The 24,116-nt window shown below is 73.1% G+C and carries 23 protein-coding genes; 13 read left to right on the top strand and 10 right to left on the bottom strand.

Annotation, left to right across the window (positions count from 1 at the left end):
* Positions 1-7: 7 nt before the first annotated feature.
* The 3 genes from ACFYYB_RS20465 to ACFYYB_RS20455 form a co-directional block, all read right to left on the bottom strand.
* Positions 8-1,585, bottom strand: coding sequence for an ABC transporter substrate-binding protein (locus ACFYYB_RS20465; RefSeq protein WP_389436614.1), 1,578 nt, complete (start codon positions 1,583-1,585; stop codon positions 8-10).
* Positions 1,586-2,166: 581 nt separating this feature from the next.
* A complete protein-coding gene (locus tag ACFYYB_RS20460) occupies positions 2,167-3,060 on the bottom strand; it encodes a DsbA family protein (RefSeq protein ID WP_389436613.1) in 894 nt (297 codons plus the stop codon).
* A gap of 257 nt (positions 3,061-3,317) precedes the next feature.
* Entirely contained in the window at positions 3,318-3,764 is a 447-nt protein-coding gene (locus tag ACFYYB_RS20455; RefSeq protein ID WP_389436612.1) for an RrF2 family transcriptional regulator, read from the bottom strand.
* Between the two features lie 138 nt (positions 3,765-3,902).
* On the opposite strand from ACFYYB_RS20455, the gene ACFYYB_RS20450 reads away from it, so the two are divergent.
* The 5 genes from ACFYYB_RS20450 to ACFYYB_RS20430 all read left to right on the top strand — a co-directional run bounded on the left by ACFYYB_RS20450 (position 3,903) and on the right by ACFYYB_RS20430 (position 11,066).
* Positions 3,903-4,409 (top strand): cupin domain-containing protein, encoded by a 507-nt coding sequence (locus tag ACFYYB_RS20450; RefSeq protein WP_389436611.1) that lies wholly within the window; start codon positions 3,903-3,905, stop codon positions 4,407-4,409.
* Between the two features lie 164 nt (positions 4,410-4,573).
* Positions 4,574-7,231, top strand: coding sequence for a class III lanthionine synthetase LanKC (gene lanKC, locus ACFYYB_RS20445; protein WP_389436610.1), 2,658 nt, complete (start codon positions 4,574-4,576; stop codon positions 7,229-7,231).
* Positions 7,218-7,355: a SapB/AmfS family lanthipeptide gene (locus ACFYYB_RS20440; protein ID WP_254386476.1), complete on the top strand. Its 138-nt coding sequence runs from the start codon at positions 7,218-7,220 to the stop codon at positions 7,353-7,355. Before lanKC ends, ACFYYB_RS20440 begins: the two co-directional genes overlap by 14 nt.
* A 67-nt stretch (positions 7,356-7,422) precedes the next feature.
* Entirely contained in the window at positions 7,423-9,267 is a 1,845-nt protein-coding gene (locus ACFYYB_RS20435; protein ID WP_389436609.1) for an ABC transporter ATP-binding protein, read from the top strand.
* Positions 9,264-11,066, top strand: coding sequence for an ATP-binding cassette domain-containing protein (locus tag ACFYYB_RS20430; protein ID WP_389436608.1), 1,803 nt, complete (start codon positions 9,264-9,266; stop codon positions 11,064-11,066). The genes ACFYYB_RS20435 and ACFYYB_RS20430 overlap by 4 nt, the downstream gene beginning before the upstream one ends.
* A 60-nt stretch (positions 11,067-11,126) precedes the next feature.
* Here the strand turns inward: ACFYYB_RS20430 and ACFYYB_RS20425 are convergent, their stop codons facing one another.
* The 3 genes from ACFYYB_RS20425 to ACFYYB_RS20415 all read right to left on the bottom strand — a co-directional run bounded on the left by ACFYYB_RS20425 (position 11,127) and on the right by ACFYYB_RS20415 (position 14,451).
* Positions 11,127-11,735, bottom strand: coding sequence for a response regulator transcription factor (locus tag ACFYYB_RS20425; protein WP_389436607.1), 609 nt, complete (start codon positions 11,733-11,735; stop codon positions 11,127-11,129).
* Positions 11,736-11,905: 170 nt separating this feature from the next.
* Positions 11,906-13,093: a homoserine O-acetyltransferase gene (locus tag ACFYYB_RS20420; RefSeq protein WP_389437222.1), complete on the bottom strand. Its 1,188-nt coding sequence runs from the start codon at positions 13,091-13,093 to the stop codon at positions 11,906-11,908.
* Complete coding sequence (locus tag ACFYYB_RS20415; RefSeq protein ID WP_389436606.1) at positions 13,090-14,451, bottom strand: bifunctional o-acetylhomoserine/o-acetylserine sulfhydrylase; 1,362 nt, start codon at positions 14,449-14,451, stop codon at positions 13,090-13,092. The genes ACFYYB_RS20420 and ACFYYB_RS20415 overlap by 4 nt, the downstream gene beginning before the upstream one ends.
* 817 nt (positions 14,452-15,268) lie before the next feature.
* On the opposite strand from ACFYYB_RS20415, the gene ACFYYB_RS20410 reads away from it, so the two are divergent.
* The 5 genes from ACFYYB_RS20410 to ACFYYB_RS20390 all read left to right on the top strand — a co-directional run bounded on the left by ACFYYB_RS20410 (position 15,269) and on the right by ACFYYB_RS20390 (position 19,351).
* Positions 15,269-16,105: an SAM hydroxide adenosyltransferase gene (locus ACFYYB_RS20410; protein ID WP_389436605.1), complete on the top strand. Its 837-nt coding sequence runs from the start codon at positions 15,269-15,271 to the stop codon at positions 16,103-16,105.
* Positions 16,106-16,313: 208 nt separating this feature from the next.
* Entirely contained in the window at positions 16,314-17,189 is an 876-nt protein-coding gene (locus ACFYYB_RS20405; RefSeq protein ID WP_389436604.1) for an ABC transporter substrate-binding protein, read from the top strand.
* Positions 17,190-17,199: 10 nt separating this feature from the next.
* Complete coding sequence (locus tag ACFYYB_RS20400) at positions 17,200-18,099, top strand: amino acid ABC transporter permease (protein ID WP_389436602.1); 900 nt, start codon at positions 17,200-17,202, stop codon at positions 18,097-18,099.
* A complete protein-coding gene (locus ACFYYB_RS20395) occupies positions 18,096-18,839 on the top strand; it encodes an amino acid ABC transporter ATP-binding protein (protein ID WP_389436600.1) in 744 nt (247 codons plus the stop codon). Before ACFYYB_RS20400 ends, ACFYYB_RS20395 begins: the two co-directional genes overlap by 4 nt.
* Positions 18,840-19,108: 269 nt before the next feature.
* Positions 19,109-19,351, top strand: a complete 243-nt coding sequence (locus ACFYYB_RS20390; RefSeq protein WP_389436599.1) for a protealysin inhibitor emfourin — start codon at positions 19,109-19,111, stop codon at positions 19,349-19,351.
* 106 nt (positions 19,352-19,457) lie between these two features.
* Here ACFYYB_RS20390 and ACFYYB_RS20385 read toward each other — a convergent pair whose 3' ends face one another.
* Both ACFYYB_RS20385 and ACFYYB_RS20380 read right to left on the bottom strand, forming a co-directional pair.
* Positions 19,458-19,745, bottom strand: coding sequence for a hypothetical protein (locus ACFYYB_RS20385; RefSeq protein WP_389436598.1), 288 nt, complete (start codon positions 19,743-19,745; stop codon positions 19,458-19,460).
* A gap of 38 nt (positions 19,746-19,783) precedes the next feature.
* Positions 19,784-19,930 carry a hypothetical protein gene (locus ACFYYB_RS20380; protein WP_389436597.1) on the bottom strand — a complete coding sequence of 49 codons (147 nt, stop codon included), beginning with the start codon at positions 19,928-19,930 and terminating at the stop codon, positions 19,784-19,786.
* Positions 19,931-20,189: 259 nt separating this feature from the next.
* Here ACFYYB_RS20380 and ACFYYB_RS20375 point away from each other — a divergent pair, with 259 nt between their 5' ends.
* The 3 genes from ACFYYB_RS20375 (at position 20,190) to ACFYYB_RS20365 (ending at position 21,223) form a co-directional block, all read left to right on the top strand.
* Positions 20,190-20,384 carry a DUF4236 domain-containing protein gene (locus ACFYYB_RS20375; RefSeq protein WP_389436596.1) on the top strand — a complete coding sequence of 65 codons (195 nt, stop codon included), beginning with the start codon at positions 20,190-20,192 and terminating at the stop codon, positions 20,382-20,384.
* Positions 20,385-20,519: 135 nt separating this feature from the next.
* Complete coding sequence (locus ACFYYB_RS20370; RefSeq protein WP_351381153.1) at positions 20,520-20,789, top strand: GlsB/YeaQ/YmgE family stress response membrane protein; 270 nt, start codon at positions 20,520-20,522, stop codon at positions 20,787-20,789.
* A 191-nt stretch (positions 20,790-20,980) separates the two neighbouring features.
* The gene (locus ACFYYB_RS20365) at positions 20,981-21,223 is read left to right on the top strand and encodes a DUF6296 family protein (RefSeq protein ID WP_389436595.1); all 243 of its coding nucleotides are present in this window, start codon (positions 20,981-20,983) and stop codon (positions 21,221-21,223) included.
* Between the two features lie 27 nt (positions 21,224-21,250).
* Here ACFYYB_RS20365 and ACFYYB_RS20360 read toward each other — a convergent pair whose 3' ends face one another.
* Both ACFYYB_RS20360 and ACFYYB_RS20355 read right to left on the bottom strand, forming a co-directional pair.
* Positions 21,251-22,939, bottom strand: coding sequence for a SpoIIE family protein phosphatase (locus ACFYYB_RS20360; protein WP_389436594.1), 1,689 nt, complete (start codon positions 22,937-22,939; stop codon positions 21,251-21,253).
* A 132-nt stretch (positions 22,940-23,071) separates the two neighbouring features.
* Positions 23,072-23,854: a YhjD/YihY/BrkB family envelope integrity protein gene (locus tag ACFYYB_RS20355; protein WP_389436593.1), complete on the bottom strand. Its 783-nt coding sequence runs from the start codon at positions 23,852-23,854 to the stop codon at positions 23,072-23,074.
* Positions 23,855-24,116 lie beyond the last annotated feature (262 nt).

Below are 24,116 nucleotides of genomic sequence, written 5' to 3'. Positions count from 1 at the left end.
ACGGGTGTCAGCTGCCGGAGATGGTGACGCCGGTCCAGTCGATGTGGGCCGGGTTCTTCGGCAGGCCGGAGATGGACTTGTTCTTGGCGATGAGGTTCGGCGAGGAGTACGTGAAGACCAGCGCCTTGCTCTCGAGGCCGGCCCGGGTCGCCGCCTGGAGGACCTTGGCGTAGTCGGGGGAGTCCAGCGGGGTCTGGCGGACCTTGGCGATGGCCGCCTCGAAGCCGGCGGGCTGGTACGGGGAGCTGAGGTTGAGCGGGCCGTTGGGGCCGAAGTGGGCGGTGAGGGTCTGCGCCGCGGAGTCCCGGCCGGTGGTCCCGTACAGCGAGAAGGTCAGGTCCTTGGCGAAGAAGGGGGTGGACCAGTTCTTGTCGATCTTGATGGTGACGGTGATGCCGACCTTGGCCAGCTGCGACTGGACGATCTCGGACTGCGGGTCCTCGGCGGGGATGACGAGGTTGAGCTTCAGGTCCCCCGCCTTGTAGCCCGCTTCGGCGAGGAGCTGCTGCGACTTGGCCGGGTCGTAGGGGTAGTTGTTCTCCGACTCCGGGTCGAAGGCCACGTATCCCTTGGGGAAGGGCTGGTTGGTCACCGAGCCGAAGCCGAAGGTCAGCTTGTCGACGAACTCCTGGCGGTTGACCGCGTGCCGGACGGCGTCGACGACCTTGTCGTTGTCGAACGGGGCCTTGTTGGTGTTCAGGCTGATGTTGGCGGCGTTGAACCCCGGCTGTACGAAGACGTCCAGGCCGGCCTTCTTGGCGGCTTCGGCCTGACTGGGCTTGATGTCCGCGAAGTTGTAGACGCCGGTCTGCAGGCCGGAGACCACCGTGGAGGAGTCGGGGGCCGAGGTCAGCTCCACGTTGTCGATGTGGATGTTCTTCGCGTCCCAGTAGGCGGGGTTCTTCTTCAGGACCGCCTTGGTGCCCGGCACCAGCTGAGTGATGGTGAACGGCCCGGCGCCCACCGGGTTCTGGTCCAGCTTCTCGGGGGCGGCGGCCGCCTTGGGGCTGGCGATCTGGAGGACCCGCTGACCGAGGAGCTGCGGGATCTGGTAGTCGACCTGGGTGAGGTGGACGACCGCGTCCAGACCATTGGCGTCCACCGAAGCGATGGAGGTCAGGTCCCCGAAGAGCGCGGAGTTCTTCTGCTTCTTGGCCCGCTCGACGGCCGCCTTGACGGCCGCGGCGTCTAGCGGTTCGCCGTCGCTGAACTTCAGGCCGGAGCGCAGGTGGAAGGTGACCTGGTCACCCTTGTCGTTGTACTCCCAGCTCTCGGCGAGATCCGGTACGGCCTTGCCGCTCTCGTCGGTACGCGTCAACGAGGCGTAGACCAAAGCGAGTTCGCGGAACTGGGCGCCGCTGCCGGAGACGACCGGGTCCCAGTGGGCCGGGAAGTACGAAGAGGTCCACTTCAGCGTGGAGTTGCCGCCGGCGCCGACGGAGGAGGCATCACCGGCGCAGGCGCCGAGGGCGGGCGTCAGTACGGCGACGAGGGCGGCGGCGAGCGCGGCGGGGCGCGGGCGTCCGGAGCGGCGCGGCTGCGGAAGGTCCGTACCGGGTCTACGGGTCACGAGGCGTGCGGACATGTCTGATTTTCCTTGGACTTGGTCCAGGCCCGTCAGGGCAGGAGGGGCGGGGGTGCGGCGCGGTCCGGTGCCGCACGGCCGCAGGCGGGTGTGCCGACGGGCGGGAGCGGCGGACGGAGGGGTGAGGGCTCCGGGGCGCGGCCGGGCCGCCTCGCGCTGGCGGCGCGGTTCGCCGGCAGGGTCACGGAGGGCGGGCCGGGATCGGACCCGGGACATCACGGAAGGGAGGGAGGGAGGGGAGGGGTGCGACGGAGCGCGGAGCCGGATCGCCCGGGCAGTGCGGCGCGGGCGCCTCGGCTCAGTGGGAGCGCAGCCGGCCGGAACCACCGGAGGCGGTACGGCTGTTGGCGGGCGCGGGCCGGTGCCTGTGGGCCGGGGTCGGCTGGTCGGTCAGCGACAGAGAGCGCTGGACGTGCGCCGCAGGTCCACGTAGCGGCACACCACACCGGGGTGCGTCGTAAGCATGTGCCACATCCTGGGGGCAGTGGCCGGAGGCTGTCAATGGACACCAATTGGTGTCTCATTCGGCGGGACGGTGCGAGCCGCTGGTCAGAGGCCCGGCAGAGCCCCTCGGGGTCTCGTCAGGTGGCTGTGGGAAAGCCGCGGCCGACAGCCGGATGCACCGCCGCCTCCTCGGGATGCAGCCACAGCGGGCCGTTCCCGGTCTCCACCCGTACCGCGTGCGGCGGCGGCCACGGGCCCTGCGCGAGCATCGGCCGGTCCGGCTCGCTCAGGCTCCGGTAGCGCTCCAGCGCCCGCGACGGGGACGGTTCGGCGCCGGTCACCGGCAGATCCGGGGCCAACTCCCGCACCGCTGCCGCGCATTCCTCGAACGTGCGCCAGCCGGGCACCGCACGGTGGCCCGCGGAGGTGCGCAGCAGCAGCGTCGGCAGGGCGTACCGGTGCCCCTCGCCGGTCTCCTTGGCGATACCGGGATGGGCGGTACCGGGATGCGGCGAACCGCCCCGCGCGGGCAGTACGTCGGCCACCGGGCGGCGCGCCTCCGCTCGGTCCGCGCGGACCTGCCCGAGGATCGCGGCGCCACCCGCGTCCGCGGCCAGCCGCTCCGGATCCAGGCCGGGGACCCCCCGTACCGCGGACAGGGCCAGAGCGGCCGTGTCCGCCGGCTCGCCGAGCACGAAGACGCTCTCGCGCAGCCGGCGCAGTACCCGCTCGGCCACCTCGGGACCCTGCGCTTCCGCGGCCTTGGCGAGGAGCGAGGCGGGCCACGAACTGGCCGCCACGCGGCTGAGCCGCACCGCGCGGGGCGCCAGGGTGTGTGCGGTGATGCCCTCGACGTAGCGCGCGTACCAGGCGGTCTCCGCCGCCGGGTCGGGGGCCGGGTCCTCGTCCTCGTCGAAGAGGATGCAGAACACCCGGCGCCAGCGGACCCGGCCGTCCAGCGCGGCCTGCAGACGGCGGAACACCGGCTCCGAACCCCAGGCCCAGGGGCACAACGGGTCGGTGTACTCCACGACTTCGAGGGCCGGCGGCTCCGCCCCGGGCGACGGAGCGGCGTCGACCTCGGGCCTAGCCCCGGCTCCGGCTCCGGCCTCGGGCCCAGCCCCGGCTCCGGCTCCGGCCTCGGGCCCAGCCCCGGCCTGGGCCCCAGCCCCGGCCTCGACCCCAGCCCCGGTTCCGGCCCCAGCGCCAGCCCCAGCCCCGGCCTCGACCCCAGCCCCGGTTCCGGCCCCAGCGCCAGCTCCGGCCCCGGCCCCGGCCCGCGAGCCCGTCACGCGGCACCGTCGCGGGGCAGCCGGCCGGCCGCTCCCGAGAGGACGTCGGCGGGCAGCAGCGAGGCCAGTGTCGCCCCGCCCAGGACCGCCGCCGCCTCCGCCTCGATCCGCTGCCACACCCCGGGCAGTCCCATGGCGGCGCCGGGATAGTCCAGCCCGGCCAGCGGCTCGCCGCGCAGCGAGATCAGCTCGCCGTCCACGGCGCGCGCCACGTCCAGCAGGGTGATCTCCTCGGCGGGCCGGCCGAGCCAGTAGCCCCCCTCGCAGCCGCGCTGGCTGCGCACCAGACCGGCCTTCCGCAATTCGCCCACCACGGACTTCAGGAAGCGGAACGGGATCTGCTGGGAGGAGGCGATGGCCTCGCAGGTCAGCGGGCGGGAGGGCTCACAGGCGAGCTCCAGGAGGGCGCGCGCGGCGTAGTCCGCCTTCGCGGAGATATGCATGCGCCCATCATGCCCGACACCCCGCCCCCAGGAAGGGGTCAAGTGGCTCCCCGGTCCGCATTGCGGGAACATTGCCGCAGGTGAACGGCAAAGGACACCTCTTGACATCCTTTCTGGCGCCCCTCTAGCGTCCCCGCCATGAGCGAGCCGCTGACTTCCCCCGGTGAGGGCTTCCACCCGCACCTCCCCGACGCCCCGGACCGTCCGACGGCCCCGCTGCGCACCCGTCTGCACCACGTCCGTGCCGACTCCCTGGACGGCGACACGGCGCAGAGCGGTGGCATGCGCAGGTTCGCCGCCGTCAGCGGGAAGAACGTGGGCTCCGAGAAGCTCTGGATGGGGCAGACCCACGTGGCGCCCTCGACGGCCTCCTCCGATCACCACCACGGAGAGTCCGAGACCGCCATCTACGTGGTGAGCGGACACCCGGAGTTCGTCTTCCTCGACGACTCGGGCGAACACCCCGAGGAGGTACGGCTGGTCACGTCACCCGGCGACTACATCTTCGTCCCCCCGTTCGTGCCGCACCGCGAGGAGAACCCGGACCCCGCCGAGGAGGCCGTGGTCGTGATCGCCCGCAGCACCCAGGAGGCGATCGTCGTCAACCTCCCCCAGCTGTACGCCATCCCGGCGGCTGACGGCTGACGGCTGACGGCTGGGAGGCTCCGGGCCCCGAAGCGGACCCTTGTGACTGGTGGCCGACCCTTGTGACTCGTGAGTACTGCACACCCGACCGGTGACAGCCGTGACTGTCGGCGCCCGCGCCGCACGTGACACGGTCAGTCCTGCAACCGACCGAGGGAGCAGGCGTGAACAAGGGGTACGCAGCCTTCTGCGACGCGGACCGATGGTTCTACGACGCGCCGTACCGGCGGGCCGGGGAGAGCTATGGGGCCGCCCTCGCCCCCGTCCCCCGGGGATGGCGCTCGCATCGGAGCGGCGACTGGCTCGCACTGCGCCCCACGGATGCCCAACTGCCCGCGCAGGGCTGGAAGATCCACGTCTCGGCCACGCTCGACAACGCCGAGTCGCTGCTGACGACGGTGTACGAGTACTGCACGGCGCGCGGCATAGCCTTCAAGTTCGTACCGAGCCGCTACCTGCTGCACCTGCGCAACGCCAAGTACGCCGACCGCGCCGCGAGCGGGAAGTTCATCACCGTGTACCCCGCGGACGAACGGCAGTGCCACAGGATCGCGGAGGACCTCGACGCCGCACTGGCGGGGGCGGCCGGCCCGTACATCCTCAGCGATCTGCGCTGGGGCGCCGGACCGGTCCACCTGCGCTACGGCAGCTTCACCCTGCGGCACTGCTACGACGAGCACGGCGCGCTGGTCCCGGCGATCGAGAACCCGGAAGGGCGGCTCGTACCGGACCTCCGCGGGCCGGTCTTCCAGCCGCCGGAGTGGCTCGAACTGCCCGGCTTCCTGAAACCGCACCTGGAAGCGCGCTCCGCGCTCACCCTGGCCGGGGTTCCCTTCACGGTGGAGCGGGCGCTGCACTTCTCCAACGGCGGCGGCGTGTACGTCGGCGAGGACACCCGCACCGGAGCGTCCGTGGTCCTCAAGGAGGCCCGGCCGTACGCGGGCCTCGCCGCCGACGGGGCCGACGCCGTGACCCGGCTGCACCGCGAACAGGCCGCGCTGGAGCGGCTGTCGGGCCTGGACTGCGTCCCGTCGGTCCTCGGCACGTTCACGGTCGGCGACCACCACTTCCTCGTGCTGGAGCACCTTGCGGGCAAGCCGCTCAACACCTACTTCGCCCGCCGCCACCCGCTGATCGAGGCGGACCCCGAACCCGCGGAGCTCGCCGCGTACACCGCGTGGGCCCTCACCATCCACCGGAAGGTGACGGAGGCCGTCGACGCCGTGCATGCCCGCGGCGTGGTCTTCAACGACCTCCACCTCTTCAACATCATGGTGGCCGAGGACGAGGCGGGCGAACCCACCGTCTCCCTGCTGGACTTCGAAGCCGCCGCGCACGTCGACGAGGGCCTGCGGCAGACCGTGGCCAACCCCGCCTTCGTCGCCCCGGCCGAGCGGCGCGGATTCTCCGTCGACCGGTACGCCCTCGCCTGCCTGCGGCTCGCCCTCTTCCTCCCGCTGACGAGCCTGCTCGTCCTCGACCGGGCCAAGGCCGCGCACCTGGCCGCCGTGATCGCCGAACAGTTCCCCGTACCAACGGAGTTCCTCGACGAGGCCGTCGAGGAGATCCTCTCCGGTGCCCCGAGCGGAGCCCCGACCGGAGCCCCGGGTGACCGCCGCCCCGCACCGGCCGGACCGTACCTGCCGGTCGAGCCGCGGGACTGGCCCGCCGCCCGTACGTCGATGAGCGCCGCGGTGCGGGCGAGCGCCACACCGGACCGCGAGGACCGCCTCGTCCCGGGAGACATCGCCCAGTTCGCCGACCCCGGTGGAGGCATCGGCTTCGGCCACGGGATCGCCGGCGTGCTCCACGCCCTCGCCGAGACCGGCGCCGAACCCTGGCCCGAGGCCGAGGAATGGCTCCTCGACCGGACCCGGGAACCGCTCTCCGGCACCCCGCTCGGCTTCTACGACGGCCTGGCAGGAACGGCCTGGACCCTGCAGCGGCTCGGTCACCACGACCGGGCCCTCGCCCTCGCCGACCAACTGCTGCACCAGCCCTGGGAGAGCGCGGGCCCCGACCTGCACGGCGGCCTCGCCGGCATCGGCCTCGCCCTGGACGCCCTCGCCGCGGCGACCGGCGAGAGCGAACTGCGCGCCGCGGCCCTGCGCTGCGCCGAGCTGATCGCCCGGCCCGGGCAGCGCCCCGCCCGCGCGGGACTGCTGTACGGCAACTCCGGCCCCGCCCTGCTCCTCGTGCGGCTGTACGAGCGCACGGGTGACAAGGAGCTGCTGGTCCAGGCCGGCCAGGCGCTCCACCGCGACCTGGACCGCTGCGTCACCAGCGCGTTCGGCACCCTCCAGGTGAACGAGGGCTGGCGCACGATGCCGTACCTCGGCGAGGGCAGCGTCGGCATCGGCATGGTGCTCGACGACTGGCTGGAGCACGGCCCGGACGAGCGCTTCGAGCAGGCCCGGGGCGAGATCGTACGGGCGGCCCAGGCGACCTTCTACGCCCAGCCCGGGCTGATGCGCGGCGCCGCCGGGATGATCCTCCACCTGGCCCGGACCACCACACCGGGCCCGGGCACCGGACCCGCGGCCGTCGCCCGCCAGATCGACGCACTGGCCCGGCACGCCGTGCCCTACCAGGGGCATCTGGCCTTCCCCGGCGAGCAGATGATGCGGCTGTCCATGGACCTCACCACGGGCACGGCCGGCGCTCTCCTCGCCCTCGGCAGCGCGGCGCCCGGTGGGCGCGCGCACCTGCCGTTCCTCCCGCCGCTGCGCGCACGCGCGGCGGCCCCAGAGCCGGTCCCGTCCGGGACCGTGACCCATCGCACCACTCGAGAGAAGAAGAGGAACCGACATGACCCTTCTTGACCTGCAGTCGATGGAGACCCCGAAGGAAGAGATCACCGAGATGCACGGCGGTGGCGGCGGCGGCAGCCGGGCCAGCCTGCTGCTCTGTGGCGACAGCAGCCTGAGCATCACGACCTGTAACTAACCAGGTCACTCCGGGCCCGGGCGGTTCACCGCCCGGGCCCGCACCACGTCTTTGGAGGCGTCCGACGATGAGCCCACCCGACGCGGCGGCCGGCCCGGAGCGGGCGACCGACGAGGCGCGCGACGCCGACCGGGCCCTCGTGGCGGCGGCCCGGCACAGCGCCGGACGCACCGTCGCGGTCCTCGGATGCGCGGTGGCGGCCGCCGCGGCGGCGCTCGCCGAACCGGCGGTTCTCGGCCACACCCTCGACCTGCTGCTCCGCCGGGACCCCTCGGGGTCCATCTGGATCCTGCTGTGCGCCGCGGTCATCGCCGCCGAGGTGGCGCTGGACGCCGCGGCCGCTCGGCTGACCGGCGAGGTGGAAGGCCGCTCCACCGCCCGGCTGCGCAGGCTCGGGATCGCCCGGCTGCTCGGGACCGCCCCGCACCACGCGGCCCGCCACGCACCCGGAGACAGCGCCGCGCGGCTGACCGCGCACGCCACCGAGGCCGGGAAGGTCCCGGCAGCCGTCGCGCACGCCGTCGCCTCACTGCTGCCGCCGATCGGCGCGGTGATCGCGCTCTTCCTCATCGACGTCTGGACGGCGCTCGCCTTCCTCGCGGGCGTTCCCCTGCTCGCGCTCCTGCTCCGGACCTTCGCCCGCTCCACCTTCACCAGCGTCGCCCGCTACCAGCAGGTGCAGCTCGCGACCGCCGGCCTGCTCGTGGAGGCGCTGGCCGGGGCGCGCACGATCGCCGCCGCGGGTACCGCGGAGCGCGAACGCGCCCGGATCCTCGCCCGGTTGCCGGAACTCGCCGCGGAGGGCAGGCGGATGTGGCAGGTCTACGGGGGCACGACGGCCCGGTCCGCGGCCCTCGTGCCGCTGCTCCTGTACGCGGTCCTCGCCGTCGGCGGCATCCGGCTGTCGGCCGGGGCCCTCGGGGTCGGCGAACTCCTGGCCGTCATGCGGTACGCGGGCCTCGCGGCCGGTGTCGGCGGGGTGACCGGCGCGCTGGCGGCCGTCGTCCGCGGCCGGGCGGCCGCCCGGCGGACCACCGCCCTCCTGGCCTTGCCGGTGCTCGAGCACGGCCGGGCGGAACTGCCGGAGGGCGGCCCGGGGACCCTGGAACTGCGCGGCGTCCGGGTCGTGCGCGCGGGCTCGGCGGTCCTGCGCGACATCGACCTGGTGATCCCCGGCGGCACCACGGTGGCGGTGGTGGGCCGGTCCGGTTCCGGCAAGACGCTGTTCGCCGCCGTGGCCGGCCGGCTCACCGACCCGGACGCGGGCCGGGTGCTGCTGGACGGCGTACCCCTGCCGGAGCTGACCGCCGAAGCGCTCCGCCGCGAGGTCGGCTACGCCTTCGACCGCCCCGCGCTGTTCGGGGACACGGTCGCCGACGCGATCGGCTTCGGATCGGGTCCGGACCCTGGCCACGAAGCCGTCCGGGTGGCGGCGCGTGCCGCCGGCGCCGATGCGTTCGTACGGCGCCTGCCCCAGGGGTACGGAACGCCCCTCGCCGATGCTCCGATGTCCGGTGGCGAGGTCCAACGCCTCGGGCTGGCAAGGGCGTTCTGTCGCGCGGGACGCCTCCTCGTATTGGACGACGCCACCTCCAGCCTCGACACGGTCACGGCCCGCGAGGTCGAGCGGGCGCTCGCGCACGAGGTCCGCCCCGGGACTCGGATCGTGGTGGCGCACCGCCTCTCCTCGGCCGTCCGCGCCGACCTCGTCGTATGGCTGGAGGAAGGGCGGGTGCGGGCGGCAGCCCGCCACCAGGAGCTGTGGGGGAGCGAACCCGACTACCGGGCCGTGTTCGCCGCCGGGCCGGCGGAGGCAGCCGGAGCGCAGGCGACGCCGGACCCGGTCCCCGGAGCCCGCGCGGAGGCGGAGAGGCGCCGGACGGCGGCGGGGAAGCGGGAGGTCGCACCATGACAGAGAGGGAGACCTGGCGCCGGGTGGCACCCGAGGGCCGCCGCTTCCTGCGCGGCCACAAGGGCGCCCTGGGCAGGCTGGCGGCGTGGTCGCTCCTCGAATCCGCGCAGACCTTCCTCGGCGGTTACGGAGTGGCCCGGGCCCTCGACGACGGCTTCCTCGCCGGCCGCACCACCATCGGCCTCGCCTGGCTGGCGGCGGCCGGAGCCGGAGCACTGATCGGCGGGTTCGCCCTGCGCGGCGTGTTCGCCGGACTCTCGGACCTCGTGGAACCGCTGCGGGACGGTCTGGTGCGGCGGGCGGTGCGGCAGGCGCTGGCCCGCGCGGTGGCCGACCCGGCGCGCGCACCCGACGCCGGCGCGGTGTCCCGGCTGACCCAGCAGACGGAAATGGCCCGTGACTCCTTCGCCGGACTGGTGCTGACGGTACGGTCCTTCGTCTTCACCGCCGTGGGCGCCTTCGCGGGCATGGCGGCCCTGGATCCGGTCCTGCTGCTCATCGTGCTGCCGCCCTTGCTGCTGGGCATGGCGGCCTTCCTGGCCACGCTCCGCCCCATGGCCTCCGTACAGCGCCGGTCCCTGGACACCGACGAGGCGCTCGCGGACCGGGTGGCTGCGCTGGGGGAGGGGCTGCGCGACGTCGTGGCCTGCGGCGGGCAGGCGGGGGCGCGTGCCCGGGTGGAACCGCTGATCGACGCCCAGGAGCGGCTGGCGCGCACCCTCGCGCGCTGGGCCGCCCTGCGCACCCTGGCCCTCGGTGCGGCGGGCCGGCTGCCGGTGATCGCGCTGCTCGCCGCGACGCCCTGGCTGCTCGGGCACGGGATCACCGCCGGGGCGCTGGCCGGCGGCCTCACCTACGTGGTGCAGGCGCTGCTGCCCGCCCTCAACACGCTGATGACCGCGCTGGGTTCGGCCGGAACCCGGCTCCTGGTGGTCCTCGAGCGCTTCTGCGAGCCGCCTCCGTCACCCCCGGGCGCCTGCCGCACGGGCGAGTGGGCCGGGGCGGAGGAACCGGGGGGACCGGGAGAACCGGTAGATCCCGGGGAACCCGCGGCGCCCGCCCCGGCGGCCGAGTTCCGGGGCGTCACCTTCGCCTACGGCCCCGCGGCGGCGCCCGTCCTCGACGGCCTGGACCTGGAGGTGCGGGCGGGGGAGCACCTCGCGGTGGTCGGGCCGAGCGGCATCGGCAAGTCCACGCTCACCGCTCTGCTGGCCGGGATGCTCCCACCCGGTGCGGGGACGGTCCTCGTCGCCGGCGCCGGCGCCCGCCGGGAGCAGGATGCCACCGGCCCGGATCCGCGGCGGACCCTGCTGCCTCAGCAGGCCTACGTGTTCACCGGCAGCGTGCGGGACAACCTGACCCACCTGTCCGCCGGCCCCGACGGCACGGTGCCCGGGGACGCCGAACTGCGGTGCGCCATAGGCTCCCTGGGGCTCGAGGGCCTCGTGGAGCGGCTGGGCGGCCTGGAGGGCGAGGTGTCGCCCCGGCTGCTGTCCCGGGGGGAGTGCCAGCACCTCGCCCTCGCCGCCGCCTACCTCTCCCCGGCTCCGCTGCTGCTGCTCGACGAGGCCACCTGTCATTTGGATCCGCGGACGGAGGAGCGTGCCGAGCGGGCCCTCGCGGAGCGTCCCGGAACCCTGGTCGTCGTGGCCCACCGCGTCTCGTCCGCGGCCCGCGCCGACCGGGTCCTCGTCCTCGACGGAACCCGGGCCGTCTGCGGGACGCACGCGGAACTCCCGGCGCTCTCGCCCCTCTACCGCGATCTGGTGGGTGGCTGGCACGCCACCGCGGACGGATGACGGGTCCGGCCACCTCCGGGTGCCGGGGACAGCGCCCGGCTCGAGGCCGGAAGCCGAGCCTCAGACCCAGCCCGCCCCCTGGGATATCCGGATCGCGTCGATGAGATTGCGCCCGCCGGTCTTCCGGGTCGCCGCGGCGATGTAGTTGCGTACCGTCCCGCTCGCCAAGTGCAGCGTACGGGCGATCTCGGCGATGGAATCGCCTTCCGCGGCCCGGGCCAGCACGCTGAGCTCGCGCGGGCTCAGCGGCACGGGGTCGGCCTCCATGAAGGCGGAGGCCAGCGAGGCGTCGATGAACCGCTCCCCGGACGCGATCTTGCGGACCGCCCGCACGAGCCGCCCCGGGGAGCCGTCCTTGTCGACGTAGCCGCGGGCCCCGGCGTCGAAGGCCCGGTGCAGGGAACCGGGGGCGCCGGTCGACGCGAGGAACAGCACCGCGGACGGCGACGCGAGGACCTGACCGTTCGCGCGTCCCCGGTCCGCCAGAGCGGCCGTTGTCCCCCGACAGTCGAGGTCGACGACGGTGACGTCTGGTCGTAAGCACTCGGCCTGGCGCACCGCGGTGCGCCAGCCCGCGGACGTTACTTCGAAGGGGCCTTCCGATCTCAGCAGCGCGGCCAGCGCCGACCGGACCAGGCTGACACTGTGCAGGACGAGGACCTTCGTCATGGTGGGGTCTCCTCGGTAGACGAACCAGGGCACCACCCGGCTGCCCCCGTACGGCGGAGATGGAACGTCACTGCGGGGGGCGCGCGGGGGCGCGGGGGCAAGTTGGCCGAGACACCGTGGAATTTTTGCTTCCCTTAGGCGGGTAACCCCCTTGAAGACCGGCTCCTCCGTCACTCCGTGAGGCGTGCGGGTGGACGGGAGCCGCCGTCCAGGAGTTCCCGTACCAGCGCGCCGACCTGCTCCGTCTCCAGCAGGAACCCGTCGTGCCCGTACGCGGAGCGGATGACGCGGATCCCGTCCGCGGCCGGGATCCCGTCCGCCAGTTCCTCCTGCTGTACGAGGGGGTAGAGGCGGTCGGAGTCCACCCCGGCCACCACCGTACGGGCCCGTACCCGGCCGAGGGCCGCCCGCCGGCCCGAGCGGCCCCGCCCGATGTCGTGGGTGTTCATGGCCTCGGCCAGGGTGACGTAGCTGGCCGCGTCGAACCGACGGGGGAGCTTGACGGCCTGGTGGTCGAGATAGGACTCGACGCGGTACCGGCCGCCGAGCCAGGGCTGCTCGCCCTCCTGCGCCTCGTGGCCGAAGCGGGTCTGCAGTTCCCCGGCCGACCGGTAGGTGATGTGCGCGATGCGGCGGGCGAGGCCCAGCCCCGTGTGCGGCCCCTGCCCTGGCCCGGCGTCGTGGTAGTCACCGCCCTGCCAGTGGGGATCGGCCCGGATGGCGTGGACCTGGGCGGTGGCCCACGCGATCTGGTCCGCGCTCGCCGCCGCGGGGCAGGCGAGCAGCAACAGCGCCGCCACGCGCCGGGGTTCGCCGACAGCCCATTCCAACGCCCGCATCCCGCCCATGGATCCACCGATCACCAGGGCCCAGCGCCCGATGCCGAGCGCGTCCGCGAGTCCGATCTCGGCCCGCACCTGGTCGCGTTGGGTCAGGCGCGGGAACGAGCCGCCCCAGGGGCTCCCGCCGGGGCCCGTGGACGCGGGCCCCGTGCTTCCCTGGCAGCCGCCCAGGACATTGGGTGCCACCACGAACCACCGGTCGGTGTCGAGTGCCCGGCCCGGGCCGACGAGCGCGTCCCACCAGCCGGAGGTCGGGTGACCCGGCCCGGCGGCGCCCGCCACGTGGCTGTCACCGGTCAGCGCGTGCAGGACGAGGACCGCGTTCGAACGGTCGGGGGCCGGCCGCCCCCAGGTCTCGAAGGCAAGCCGCACCCCCGGCAGCACCCCGCCCGCCTCCAGCGCCAGCGGGTGCGTGCGCCGGTGCCACCGGCGGCGGCCCGGCGGGTCCCCCTCCCGCCACGCGCCGGTGGCGGGAGGGAGGGGCGCGGTGTCCGGGGTCGTGGTGGCGGGGTTCAGGACGCTTCCTTCGAGGCGCGGAAGCCGGCCTCCAGGTCGGCCTTCAGGTCGGCGAGGTTCTCGATCCCGACGGACAGGCGCACCAGCCCCGGGGTGGTGCCGGTGGCGGCGAGCTGGGCCTCGTCGAGCTGGCTGTGGGTGGTGGAGGCGGGGTGGATGACGAGGCTGCGCACGTCGCCGATGTTCGCGAGGTGGCTGAACAGTTCCAGCCCGTCCACGAACCGCCGGCCCGCCTCGACACCGCCCCGCAGCTCGAACGAGAGCACGGCCCCGGCGCCGCGCGGCAGGTAGCGGCGCGCCGCCTCGTACCAGCGGCTGGAGGGCAGGCCGGGGTAGTGCACCACCGAGACCTCGTCGCGCTGTTCGAGCCACCGCGCCAGCTCCTGGGCGTTCGTCGAGTGCCGCTCCAGCCGTAGGCTCAGCGTCTCCACGCCCTGCAGGAGCAGGAAGGCGGAGTGCGGCGCGATGGCGGGGCCGAGGTCCCGCAGCAGTTGCACGCGCAGCTTGACCGCGTACGCGCCCGGTCCGAGGGCGGACCAGTAGCGCAGCCCGTGGTAGCTGGGGTCGGGCTCGGTGAAGTCGGGGAAGCGCTCGGGGTGCGCGCCGAAGTCGAAGGTGCCCGCGTCGACGACCACGCCGCCGAGGGTGGTGCCGTGTCCGCCGAGGAACTTGGTGGCCGAGTGGACGACGACGTCCGCGCCGTGCTCGATGGGGCGCAGCAGGTACGGCGTGGGCACGGTGTTGTCGACGATGAGCGGCACGCCCGCCGCGTGCGCGACGTCGGCCACGCCCCGGACGTCGAGGACGTTGCCGCGCGGGTTGCCGAGGGTCTCCGCGAACAGGGCCTTGGTCTCCGGTCGCACGGCGGCCCGCCAGGCGTCGAGGTCGTCGGGGTTCTCGACGAACGACACCTCGATGCCGAACTTCGGCAGGGTGTGGCGGAACAGGTTGTACGTGCCGCCGTAGAGCGAGGCGCTGGAGACGATGTGGTCGCCGGCCGAAGCCAGGTTGAGGATCGCGAGGGTCTCCGCGGCCTGCCCGGAGGCGACGGCGACGGCGGTGACGCCGCCTTCGAGGGCGGCGACGCGCTGCTCGAGGGCGTCCTGGGTGGGGTTGTGGATGCGGGTGTAGATGTTCCCGGGCTCGGCGAGGGAGAAGAGGTCGGAGGCGTGCTGGGTGTCGCGGAAGACGAACGAGGTGGTCTGGTAGATCGGGACCGCGCGGGCGCCGGTGGCCGGATCGGGAGCGGAGCCGGCGTGCAGCTGCTTGGTCTCGAAGGACCAGGCCGGCGTCGAGGCCCCGGCGGGCTCGCTCTCGGGCGTGTGACCTGCGGTGACGGCGTCGATGGGCTGGGTCATGGGTCTCCTCGGAAGTACGGGCGAACGGGGGCGGGGCGGGGACGATGCTGCGCGGCAGGGAGGCACGGCGCCCTGTGCCCGGGCGCGGGGGAGCCCTTCGAGGGCGGAGCCTTCGAGGGCGCGGCGTGCGCGTCGGGGATTCACCGTGGAGCCGTGGCCCCGGCACCGGACGGCTCACGCCCGACGGCGGCCGAGTCCGGGCAGGACGGGACCGCGTACGACAGGTACGGGGGGGGCGTGGTGCGTGCGGTGAGGGGGACGCGGGTCTGTGCCGCGCGGCGCCGGGTCAGCCGGTGACGGGACAGCCCGTGGTCGTGACACGCACATAGTCGACGTGGCGACGGGTCACGAGTACGGTCATGGCCCCAGGAAACCACAGGCGGGGCGGGCGCACGGGCCTTTCGGCCGAACCGGCGGGACGCACCGGCGCTCCCGGCCGGGGACGACGGCTTCGCGGCAGTGGCCGGAGCCGTCGGCCGGGCCCGGCCGTTCACATTCCGGACGGCTGTCGCCGCCGCTCCCGCGCGCTGCTACAGTCCCGTCCATGCAGCACACCACCACCCTCGCCATGATGCGAATGATGCCCCGTACTCCGGAGGCGCTTCGCTAGCGAAGCCGTGTGCGCACCAGCTGCGACGGACCCTCCGGAAACGGAGGGTCCGTTTTTTGTTGCCCCGGACCCGGTCCCGACTCCAGAACCGGCCGCCGGCGCCACCCGACACCCGCCCCCAGCACCTCCCCGCACCCGCGCCCGTCGCTCGACGCGCCCCTCGTCTCCCGATCCGCCCGCCACCCGACAGAAGGCGAAGCCCCCGCCATGACCCACCTGCCCGTCGTCGCCCTCACCGACTGCGCCGATCCCAACGCACTGGCCCGCCAGTCCGCCCGCATCGCCACCCTCTTCGGCGCCACGCCGACCGTCCTGCCGCTCGGCGGACCGGACCCGGAGGGCGCCGCCGCCCTCACCCTCCTCGACCTGCTGCGCTCCACCGACCTGACCGGCGGGCCGACACAGCCGGTCGTCGTTCTGGTCAACATCGCCCCGCGCGACGGACATTGGCCCAACGGAGTGCCGTTCTGCTACTTTCGTCACGGGCAGCACCTGGTCATCAGCACGGTCAACCACCGGGTCCTCGCCCCGCTGGTGACCTACCTGGGCCTGGAGGAGGTCCAGGTCACCGATGTCCGCGAGGTGCTGGAAGCCGCCGCGGCAGGCTGGGCCGAGCTGGCGGACGCCGAGGTCGAGGAGATCGTACGGACCCAGTTCCGCAGCCTCTGGTACGTGCCCCTGCTGGCCCGCTGGCTCGCCGACGGCCGCTCGGTTCCCGCGCGCCCGCTGACGGTGCGTCCGCCCGTCGAACAGGAAGTGCGGGTCGCGGTCGTGGACAACTTCGGCAATTGCAAGCTGGACCGGCCGGCCGTCGAACTGCCCGGCTACGACGGCGCGCGGAGCCTGTCCGTCCACAATCGGCGCGACGGCCGCAGTGTCCGGGTGCGCTGTTACGACCGACTGCCCGACGTGCCGCTCGGCGAGCCCGGAATCACCATCGGAAGTTCCGGCATCGGCTTCGCCGAGCTGGTGGTCCGCGGCGGCTCGGCAGCCGAACTGTTCGGTCTGCGCCAGGGTGACCAGGTATTCCGTCTCACCAGCTGACATGTTATCGCCGCGTTACCCAATGACGTCCGTCGAGATTGACACCGCGCTCCACCAGCCGGAATGCTGAATCGCATGTCCGGAACCATCCCGCTGGTACGCCGCCGCCACGTGGACAACGTGCGCTGTGCCGCCGATCTGTGTCGCTGAGCGCACGGCAACGGCCCTTTTCCGTACCCCCTTTTCGGACCCCTTCTAAGGACCTTTCATGTCCCGCACCCGTACCCGTATAGCCATAACGGCATCCGCCGTCGCCGTCGTCCTGACCGCCGCCGCCTGCGCGCCCCAGCCGGTGAGTCCCGCGGGAGCCGCCGGATCCTCCGGCCCCAACTGCACGACCGGCAGTTCCAGCCTCCACAAGAGCGGGCAGTTGACCGTCGCGACCGATTCCCCGGCCTACGCGCCCTGGTTCGACAGCAACACCCCTTCCAACGGGAAGGGGTTCGAGAGCGCGGTCGCCTATGCGGTCGCGGGCAAACTCGGCTTCGGCCGCGACCAGGTGAAGTGGGTCGTCGAACCGTTCGCCCATTCCTACGCCCCCGGGCCGAAGAACTTCGACTTCGACATCAACCAGATCTCCATCACCCCGCAGCGCGCACAGGCGGTGGACTTCTCCACCAGTTACTACACGGCCGACCAGGCCATCCTGACGCTGGACAACTCCGCTTTCGCGAAAGCCACTTCGCTCGGAGAGCTGAAGGACGCCAAGATCGGTGTCCAGGTGGCCACCACCAGCTACCAGGCAGTGCTCGACCAGCTCAAGCCCTCGCGCACGCCGAGCGTCTTCAACACCACCAACGACGAGGTCAACGCGCTGAAGAACGGCCAGATCGACGCGATCGTCACCGACCTGCCGACCGTGTTCTTCCTGGCCGGGTCGGAGCTCGACAACGCCAAGATCGTCGGCCAGTTCGGCTACGCGGGCGGCACCCCCGAAGAGTTCGGCCTGCTCCTGCCCAAGGGCAGCGGGTACACCGCCTGCGTGAACGAGGCCCTGGGCGCGCTCAAGGCCGACGGTACGCTCGCCAAGCTCACCGCAGAGTGGCTGTCCGCCTCGGCGAACGTCCCCGAGCTGAAGCCGTAGCGCGGCGACCGTGAACCTCGAGAAGACGGCCGTGCCGCACGAGCCGGCCACCGCGCCGGCCGACACCTACCGACCGAGCGAGCGCGAGCGGGAGCGGGAGCGTTTCCGCCGCTCCCGCAAGCGGCGCCACACCTGGACCGCCGCCCTGTGCACCCTGCTCGGCCTGGCGGCCATCGCGGCCGCCGCGGTGTCCTCGCCGGGCTGGGAGCGCGTCCACAGCCTGTTCCTGGACGGCACCGAATTCCGGGAGTCGTTCCCCGAACTCCTGCGGGCCTTCTGGCTCAACATCCAGATGTTCCTCATCGCCGAGGTGCTGATCCTGGTCCTGGGGCTGCTGATCGCCCTGGTACGGGTGACCCGCGCTCCCGGCCTGCAGCCGCTCCGGCTGGCCGCGACCGTCTACGTGGACGTCTTCCGCGGCGTTCCCACCCTGCTGCTGGTCTTCCTCGTCGGATTCGGCCTGCCGGCACTGCAGTTGCAGGGCACGCCCTCCGAACCCTGGGTGCTCGGCGTGATCGCCCTGGTCCTCTCCTACAGCGCCTACGTCGGCGAAGTACTGCGCGCCGGACTGAACTCGGTGCACCCCGCGCAGCGCAACGCCGCGCGGGCGCTGGGACTGAACGAACGCAAGACCCTGCGGTACGTGGTGCTGCCACAGGCGGTGCGCAACGTGCTCCCGCCCCTGCTCAACGACTTCATCGCACTGCAGAAGGACACCGCGCTGGTCGCCGTGCTCGGTCCGCTGGAGGCGCTGCGGGCCGCGCAGATCAAGGCCGACTACGACTTCAACTACACCCCGTACCTGGGAGCTGCTCTCTTGTTCATCGCGGTCACCATTCCGTTGACCCGCTTCGCCGACCGGCTCCAGCGCCGGGCGGCGCAGCGTACCTGGGCGGAGACGGGCCGATGAGCCGACCACTGCTGCGGATCCGCGGCGTGCGCAAGCAGTACGGGTCGCGCCTGGTCCTGCGCTCGATCGACCTGGACGTCGCCGAGCACCAGGTCGTCTGCCTCATCGGTGGCTCGGGCTCGGGCAAGTCGACCCTGCTGCGCTGCGTGGACCTGCTGGACGTCGTCGACGACGGCACCGTCCACTTGGGCGACAGGGAACTGACGGACCCCGCACTGGACCCCAATGAGGCCCGGAAGCGGATCGGCATCGTCTTCCAGGCCTACAACCTGTTCCCGCACCTGAGCGTGCTGGACAACATCACGCTCGCCCCGCGCCAGGTCCACGGCGTCCCGCGCAAGCAGGCCGAGGAGTCGGCCCGTGAACTGCTGGCCCGGCTGGGACTCGCGGACAAGGCGCACGAACACCCCGACCGGCTCTCCGGGGGGCAGCAGCAGCGCGCCGCGATCGCCCGCGCACTGGCCACCGAGCCGGAGCTGCTCCTCTTCGACGAGATCACCTCGGCCCTCGACCCCGAGCTGGTGGGCGAGGTTCTGGACGTGGTGGCGGACCTCAAACAGCGCGGCCTGACCATCCTGATGGCCACGCACGAGATGGGCTTCGCCCGGCACGTCGCGGACCGGGTCTGCTTCCTGGAGGACGGCGTGATCGTGGAACAGGGCACCGCGGAGCAAGTGCTCACCGCTCCCAAGGAGCAGGCGACCCAGCGCTTCCTCGCCCGGGTCCTGGACCGCACCTGAAGGCCGCCGCGGGCCGGTCGGGTCGCGGGGTCTGACACGGATGAATGAACCACCGGGGGGCCTGGCCGAGGCTCTGGAGCCGGAGTTCACCGGACCCGATCCGGAAGCGCTCCGGCCGGCCTCCCCGTTGGCGGCCTGCCCGCCAACTGTCGGCCAGGAACCGACGAGTTCGAGCCGTTGACCTCGCGGCGCGGGCCCGGCGGGGGAGAGACGCCCGATCAGGGGCAGGCGAGCACTCCGACAGCTTCGACGTCCGAAGGAGAACGGCCATGCTGATCACTGTCAGTCGCTCCGGAGGGTTCACCGGTGTGGGCAAGATGCGGAAGATCGACACCTCCGTCCGGCGGGACGCCGCGGAATGGGAGGGCCTCGCGCGGCGCGCCGTGCGGCCGGTCGCGGACGGTTTCCACTACCGGATCACGATCGACGGCCAGGCGGTCGAACTCGACGAGGCGGGCTTGACCGACGACCAGCGCGAACTGATCCGTGCGGTCCTCGGCGAAGAGGCCTGACCGCTCCGCCGGCCGGGCTCCCGCAGACCCGCCGATCGGCCGGTGAGGCCGGCCGAAACTGGCCCTGCGTGCGTGGGCGCGAAGGCTCCGTGGCCCGCCGAGCGGGTCACGGAGCCGTGCAAGGAGGAAATCCCAGGTCGCTCCGCGTCACCCGGGCGCGATGCGCCAGTCTGCGGGCGGCGTGCACACTGCGTCGCGCCAGGCAGAGCTCCCCCGCCGAGACCTGGCAGGTCGGGCACGGCTCGGCGAACGCGCCGTGCCGGAAACGGCGGTGCGTCTCGTAGGCGGCGTCCAGCATCGCGTCGAGCGCCGAATGCGGGAGACCGGCGGCTGTACGGGCGGCTGCGTGCACCGGCCCCCGCTGGGTGGCTTCCAGGGTCGGGGTGGTCCTCATGGACGGGTCTCCTTGTGCGGTGGGGAGTCGCCAAGCATTCATGCTGCTGTGGCTGCCGGAGTCGATGCGGCGGTGAGCGCGGCGGCGGCCATCGCCCAGGCGGCCGCGGCTCGGCCCGCGATGTCCGGATCCGCCCGCAGCCGGATGGTGCGCACTCCGCTCTCGGTCATGTGGAAGGGCGGCACGGACACTCCTCGTCCTCGCGATCACCTCGGCTGGGTACCGCGCGGATGCCCGGGTCTCGGACCGGTATGCGCGACCTTCACGGTCGGGCCTGCGGGCCGGAGGGTGTGTGAGCGTCTTCGGCCGGCTGAAGGGGACTCGGCGCGCCCGGGTCGGACGTGGGCGCATGGAACGGGCGGCGCCGGACACACGAGTGTCAACTGGCCCGAACGCAAGGGTAGTCGGGCCGCCGTCGCTACGTACGCCAAGGAGCGAGACGCCATGCCACTGACATTCCGCAAGAGCTTCAGGATCCTGCCGGGTGTCCGGCTCAACATCAACCGCAAGTCGTGGTCGATCACGACCGGTGGCAAGCACGGCCCCCGCCGTACGCACAGCAGCACGGGACGCCGGACCACGTCGTGGGATCTGCCCGGCCCCTTCGGCTGGCGCAAGACCAAGACCCGCCGCGGCTGACCGACCAGGTGCGCCGCAGCCTCCGCCGCGGCCGGGGCTCAGGGAAACGATCAAGGGTGCCGGGCGTTTGGAAATCTCCGCACGGTGCAGACGCTTGCTAACACCAGCTTTATTCACCGAGGTAGGAGACGCATCATGGGCATTCTGGCCTGGATTCTCATAGGGTTGCTCGCGGGCATCATCGCCAAGGCGCTCATGCCGGGCAGAGACCCGGGCGGCATCATCATCACCATGCTCATCGGCATCGCGGGCGGTCTGCTCGGCGGCTGGCTCGGCAAGGTCATCTTCGGTGTCGACTCCATCGACGGCTTCTTCGACCTCTCCACCTGGATCGCGGCCATCGTCGGCTCCCTCATCCTCCTGGTGGTCTACCGGCTGGTCACGGGAAACAGGCGCCACGCCTGACCGGCGCGTCCCCTTCGTACGGAAACGGCTCCCCCTCTCCCGAGGGCGGGGCCGTTCCGCGTTTCCCGGACGACGGACGACCCGGTCACGACCGACCACGATCAGCGCCATCGGTCTGGCAGGGGGAGGATGAGACGGAAGGACTCATTGCGGCTGTCCCGCGTCGCGACCGGCGCAGAGGGGAGAGGGTGATGGGACGAGACGGTGTGCGAAGTGCGTACGAGCTGGTGTTCCCCGGCGTGGCCGAGGGCGGACCGGACATCGTGCGGGTGACCGTCACGGACCGGACGGGGCCGGGAGGCAACCCGGTCTACGAGGACCCCACAGGCATCATCCAGGCGGAGATCAGCGAGCGGTCGGAAGTGCGCGTGCTGGCCACCGGGGCCGGTCAGGAACCGGTTCAGGGGGTCACGGCCCGGCTCTTGTCCGGGTGACTCCGTCACCCCTCCGGGCGCCGGGCTTCAGAGGCCGGGGACGCGCACCGCGAACAGGACGGTGTCGTCCTGTGCCTCCTGGGGCCCGATGGCGTCCAGGAGTGAGCGCAGCAACGCGTGCAGCCGGATCCCCGACGGGGCCGTGGCGAGTTCTCGGGCGAGCCGTTCGACGTTCTCGTCGATGTCCGTGCCGCGTTCCTCGACCAGCCCGTCGGTGTACAGCAGCAGCGTGCTGCCCGGCGCGAGCGAACGGGTTCCGCAGGTGCGGGGCCGGGGCGGCAGGGCGTGGTGCAGCAGGACGTCGTGCTCGGTGAGGCTTTCCACGCTGCCGTCCGGGCTGAGCAGGAGCGGGGCGGGATGGCCGGCGTTGCTCCACTTCAGGTGCCAGTGACCGTCTGCCACCGGACGGATGTGGGCATGGACGGCCGTGCCGCTGGCAGGCAGGTTCAGGCGTCGGCAGGCCCGTTCGAGGGCGCCGAGGGCCTGTTCCGGCCCCTGGCCGGGGTGGTCGTGGTCCGCCTGGCGCAGCATGCTGCGGACCTGTCCCATGAGGGCGGCGGCCCGCATGTCGTGTCCGGTGATGTCGCCGACCGTGAGGGCCAGCGCCCCTGTGACGCCGCTGCCCGGTACGCGGGGCAGCGGGTAGGCGTCGTACCAGTCCCCGCCGACCATGTCGTCGCGAGCGGCGGGCCGGTACAAGGCGGCCAGCTCCAGACCGGGGGTGTCGGGAAGGTCGGTGAGCATGGCCCGCTGGAGCTGGCTGGCCGCCGTGACACGGTCATCGAGGTGCAGTGCGCGTTCGACCGCCTGGGCGGTGTATCCGGCGAGCGTGGTCAGCACCGCCCGTTCGTCCAAGCCGATCTCGTGCGGGGTGTCCCACGCCAGCACGAGGGCGCCGAGTATGCCGTGCGTGCCGCGCAGGGGCAGGCAGGCGGCGGTGTGGAGGTTCAGGGCGTCCCATCCCGGGCTCGCCAGGGTGCCGGAGAGGGCGTCGGGGTCCGCGTGCGACCCCGTGACCACCACCATCCGGTTCTCGCGCACCGCTCGCGAGACCGGCCAGTGCGAGGCGAGGGCGAACCGCTCGGGAACGCCTCCGGGGTGGGCATCGCCATCGACGGGACTCGGCACGCGGTGGAGCGTCCCCCGCCGGAGCATGAGCAGGTCGACCCGAGTGGGCTTGAGATCCCCGCTGACCAGGTCTCCGACCCGTTGGCGTACGTCGTCCAGGCCGCGGGTGTCGGCGAGGTCCTCGGAAGCCCGCAGGAGCAGCTTCGAACGGCTGAGCAGCTCGTGCACCCGGGAGGCCTCTTCCTCGGCCGCTTCGCGCGCCTGACGCCCGATCTCGCTGCGCACCCGCATCCGGGCCTGTGCGCTGCACGCGGCGGCCAGGTCCGAGAGGTCCCGTACCTCGTCCTCGCTCCAGACCCGGAGGTCGGGGTCCATCACGGAGAGGACGCCCAGGAGCTCGCCGGAACCCCCGACCAGCGGGACACCGGCGAACGAGAAGGGCGCGGAGCCGTCACCGGCCCTCGACAGGAACAGGGGCCGCCCGTCCTCCGCGACGCGACGGCAGCACTCCAGTACTGCCTCGTCGGGTCTCGCTTCGGGCGGCCAGCATTCGGGCAGCACGCCGGCGGCCTCGCCGGACGGTTCCAGCCGTACGAGTCCCAGGGGGACCGCGAGCACGCGGGTGGCGAGCCGGGCGAACCGATTCAACCGTCTTCCTTCCCACGCGTCCCCGGGGGCCGGGCCCGCCTCCCTGACCTGCACTCCGCAGGCCAGGGCACCATCGTAGGCCCGAGCGGCCGGGGTCGCGGCAAGCCGTGCGGCCCCTTCCCGGCCGGGGCCTCACAGGCCGGGTTGTCCCGGAGGCGGCCGGCGCAGCAGCTCGTCGTGGAGGAGCCGGCCGACGAGGGCGCCGCCGAACACGACCACGCCGATGCCGACGAGCCAGGTCTGGAGGACGAGGACGGTTCCGAAGGGACCGTAGGTGACGGCGCCGGACGCGATCAGCGGCGAGAAGACGAGCCGGGAGAAGACCCGCAGCCCGAGCAGCCCGAGCATGGTGGCCACCGCCCCGGGGAGCAGGGCGGTCCACGCCACCCGGCCGCCGAGGAGCAGGCGCTGGGACCACCAGAAGAAGAGGGTCCCGATCGCCACCGTGACGAAGCCGCGGGCCGGGGACTCGCGCCACGGCGGGGCGATCGCCGAGAGGAAGAGCACCCCCACCAGCACGACGAGCCACAGCACGTGACGCCACCGGGCCCGCCAGCCGGCCGGAGGCAGGTCCCAGACCCGTTCGTATCCGCTCTGCAGCATCGTGCCGAAGGACAGGCCGAATACGGCGAGCAGCGCGAGGCCGAAGGCGGTCGTGGTCCGCCAGGCCTGGCCGGGCAGGGCGAAGAGCCGCTCGATCTCGGCCCTGGCCGCCGGCGATACGCCGAGTCCGTCTCCCAGCCACTGCGCGAACCCCTGCCCGCTGCGGGTGTCCGCCGCGGACACGACGATGAGCAGCGGGACCAGGGTCAGGAAGCCGAGCGCCGCGAATCCGAGCGAGCGTTGCCACAGGGCGACGTCCCGGACGTGGACCCAGCGGCCTCCGGCCCGCGCGCGGCGGCCGACGCTGCGCATCCGCCCGAAAGGCGACGGCCGACGGGCCCTGCCGGACCCGGTCATCTCGCCGGCGCACGCCCGGATCCGCCGCCACCGCCGCTCCGGCCGGATCCGGGACATCCGCTCAGGGACGTCGGCGGCGGGCGCGGTGACCTGGACGGGTGGGCCGGGGGTGAGGTGTCGGGCATGGCCGCTCCAAGTGCTGCTTTCACGGTAGAACGCTCCCGACCGGGAATCCACCGCGGGGACGGCATGCGGCATCCACGTGTCCGGGCGGTCA

Source organism: Streptomyces sp. NPDC002886 (genome assembly GCF_042888445.1).
GTDB lineage: Bacteria > Actinomycetota > Actinomycetes > Streptomycetales > Streptomycetaceae > Streptomyces.
The sequence above is the reverse complement of the archived record's forward strand: the minus strand, read 5'-3'. Positions and strand labels throughout refer to the sequence as shown.

Bases quoted from the DNA above. Each gene is read 5' to 3' on its own strand.
- ACFYYB_RS20355 (WP_389436593.1), bottom strand. From the start codon at position 23,854: ATGCGCAGCGTCGGCCGCCGCGCGCGGGCCGGAGGCCGCTGGGTCCAC.
- ACFYYB_RS20385 (WP_389436598.1), bottom strand. From the start codon at position 19,745: ATGAGGACCACCCCGACCCTGGAAGCCACCCAGCGGGGGCCGGTGCAC.
- ACFYYB_RS20455 (WP_389436612.1), bottom strand. From the start codon at position 3,764: ATGCATATCTCCGCGAAGGCGGACTACGCCGCGCGCGCCCTCCTGGAG.
- ACFYYB_RS20450 (WP_389436611.1), top strand. From the start codon at position 3,903: ATGAGCGAGCCGCTGACTTCCCCCGGTGAGGGCTTCCACCCGCACCTC.
- ACFYYB_RS20425 (WP_389436607.1), bottom strand. From the start codon at position 11,735: ATGACGAAGGTCCTCGTCCTGCACAGTGTCAGCCTGGTCCGGTCGGCG.
- ACFYYB_RS20465 (WP_389436614.1), bottom strand. From the start codon at position 1,585: ATGTCCGCACGCCTCGTGACCCGTAGACCCGGTACGGACCTTCCGCAG.
- ACFYYB_RS20415 (WP_389436606.1), bottom strand. From the start codon at position 14,451: ATGACCCAGCCCATCGACGCCGTCACCGCAGGTCACACGCCCGAGAGC.
- ACFYYB_RS20405 (WP_389436604.1), top strand. From the start codon at position 16,314: ATGTCCCGCACCCGTACCCGTATAGCCATAACGGCATCCGCCGTCGCC.
- ACFYYB_RS20370 (WP_351381153.1), top strand. From the start codon at position 20,520: ATGGGCATTCTGGCCTGGATTCTCATAGGGTTGCTCGCGGGCATCATC.
- ACFYYB_RS20435 (WP_389436609.1), top strand. From the start codon at position 7,423: ATGAGCCCACCCGACGCGGCGGCCGGCCCGGAGCGGGCGACCGACGAG.
- ACFYYB_RS20395 (WP_389436600.1), top strand. From the start codon at position 18,096: ATGAGCCGACCACTGCTGCGGATCCGCGGCGTGCGCAAGCAGTACGGG.
- ACFYYB_RS20440 (WP_254386476.1), top strand. From the start codon at position 7,218: ATGACCCTTCTTGACCTGCAGTCGATGGAGACCCCGAAGGAAGAGATC.
- ACFYYB_RS20410 (WP_389436605.1), top strand. From the start codon at position 15,269: ATGACCCACCTGCCCGTCGTCGCCCTCACCGACTGCGCCGATCCCAAC.
- ACFYYB_RS20365 (WP_389436595.1), top strand. From the start codon at position 20,981: ATGGGACGAGACGGTGTGCGAAGTGCGTACGAGCTGGTGTTCCCCGGC.
- ACFYYB_RS20390 (WP_389436599.1), top strand. From the start codon at position 19,109: ATGCTGATCACTGTCAGTCGCTCCGGAGGGTTCACCGGTGTGGGCAAG.
- ACFYYB_RS20375 (WP_389436596.1), top strand. From the start codon at position 20,190: ATGCCACTGACATTCCGCAAGAGCTTCAGGATCCTGCCGGGTGTCCGG.
- ACFYYB_RS20430 (WP_389436608.1), top strand. From the start codon at position 9,264: ATGACAGAGAGGGAGACCTGGCGCCGGGTGGCACCCGAGGGCCGCCGC.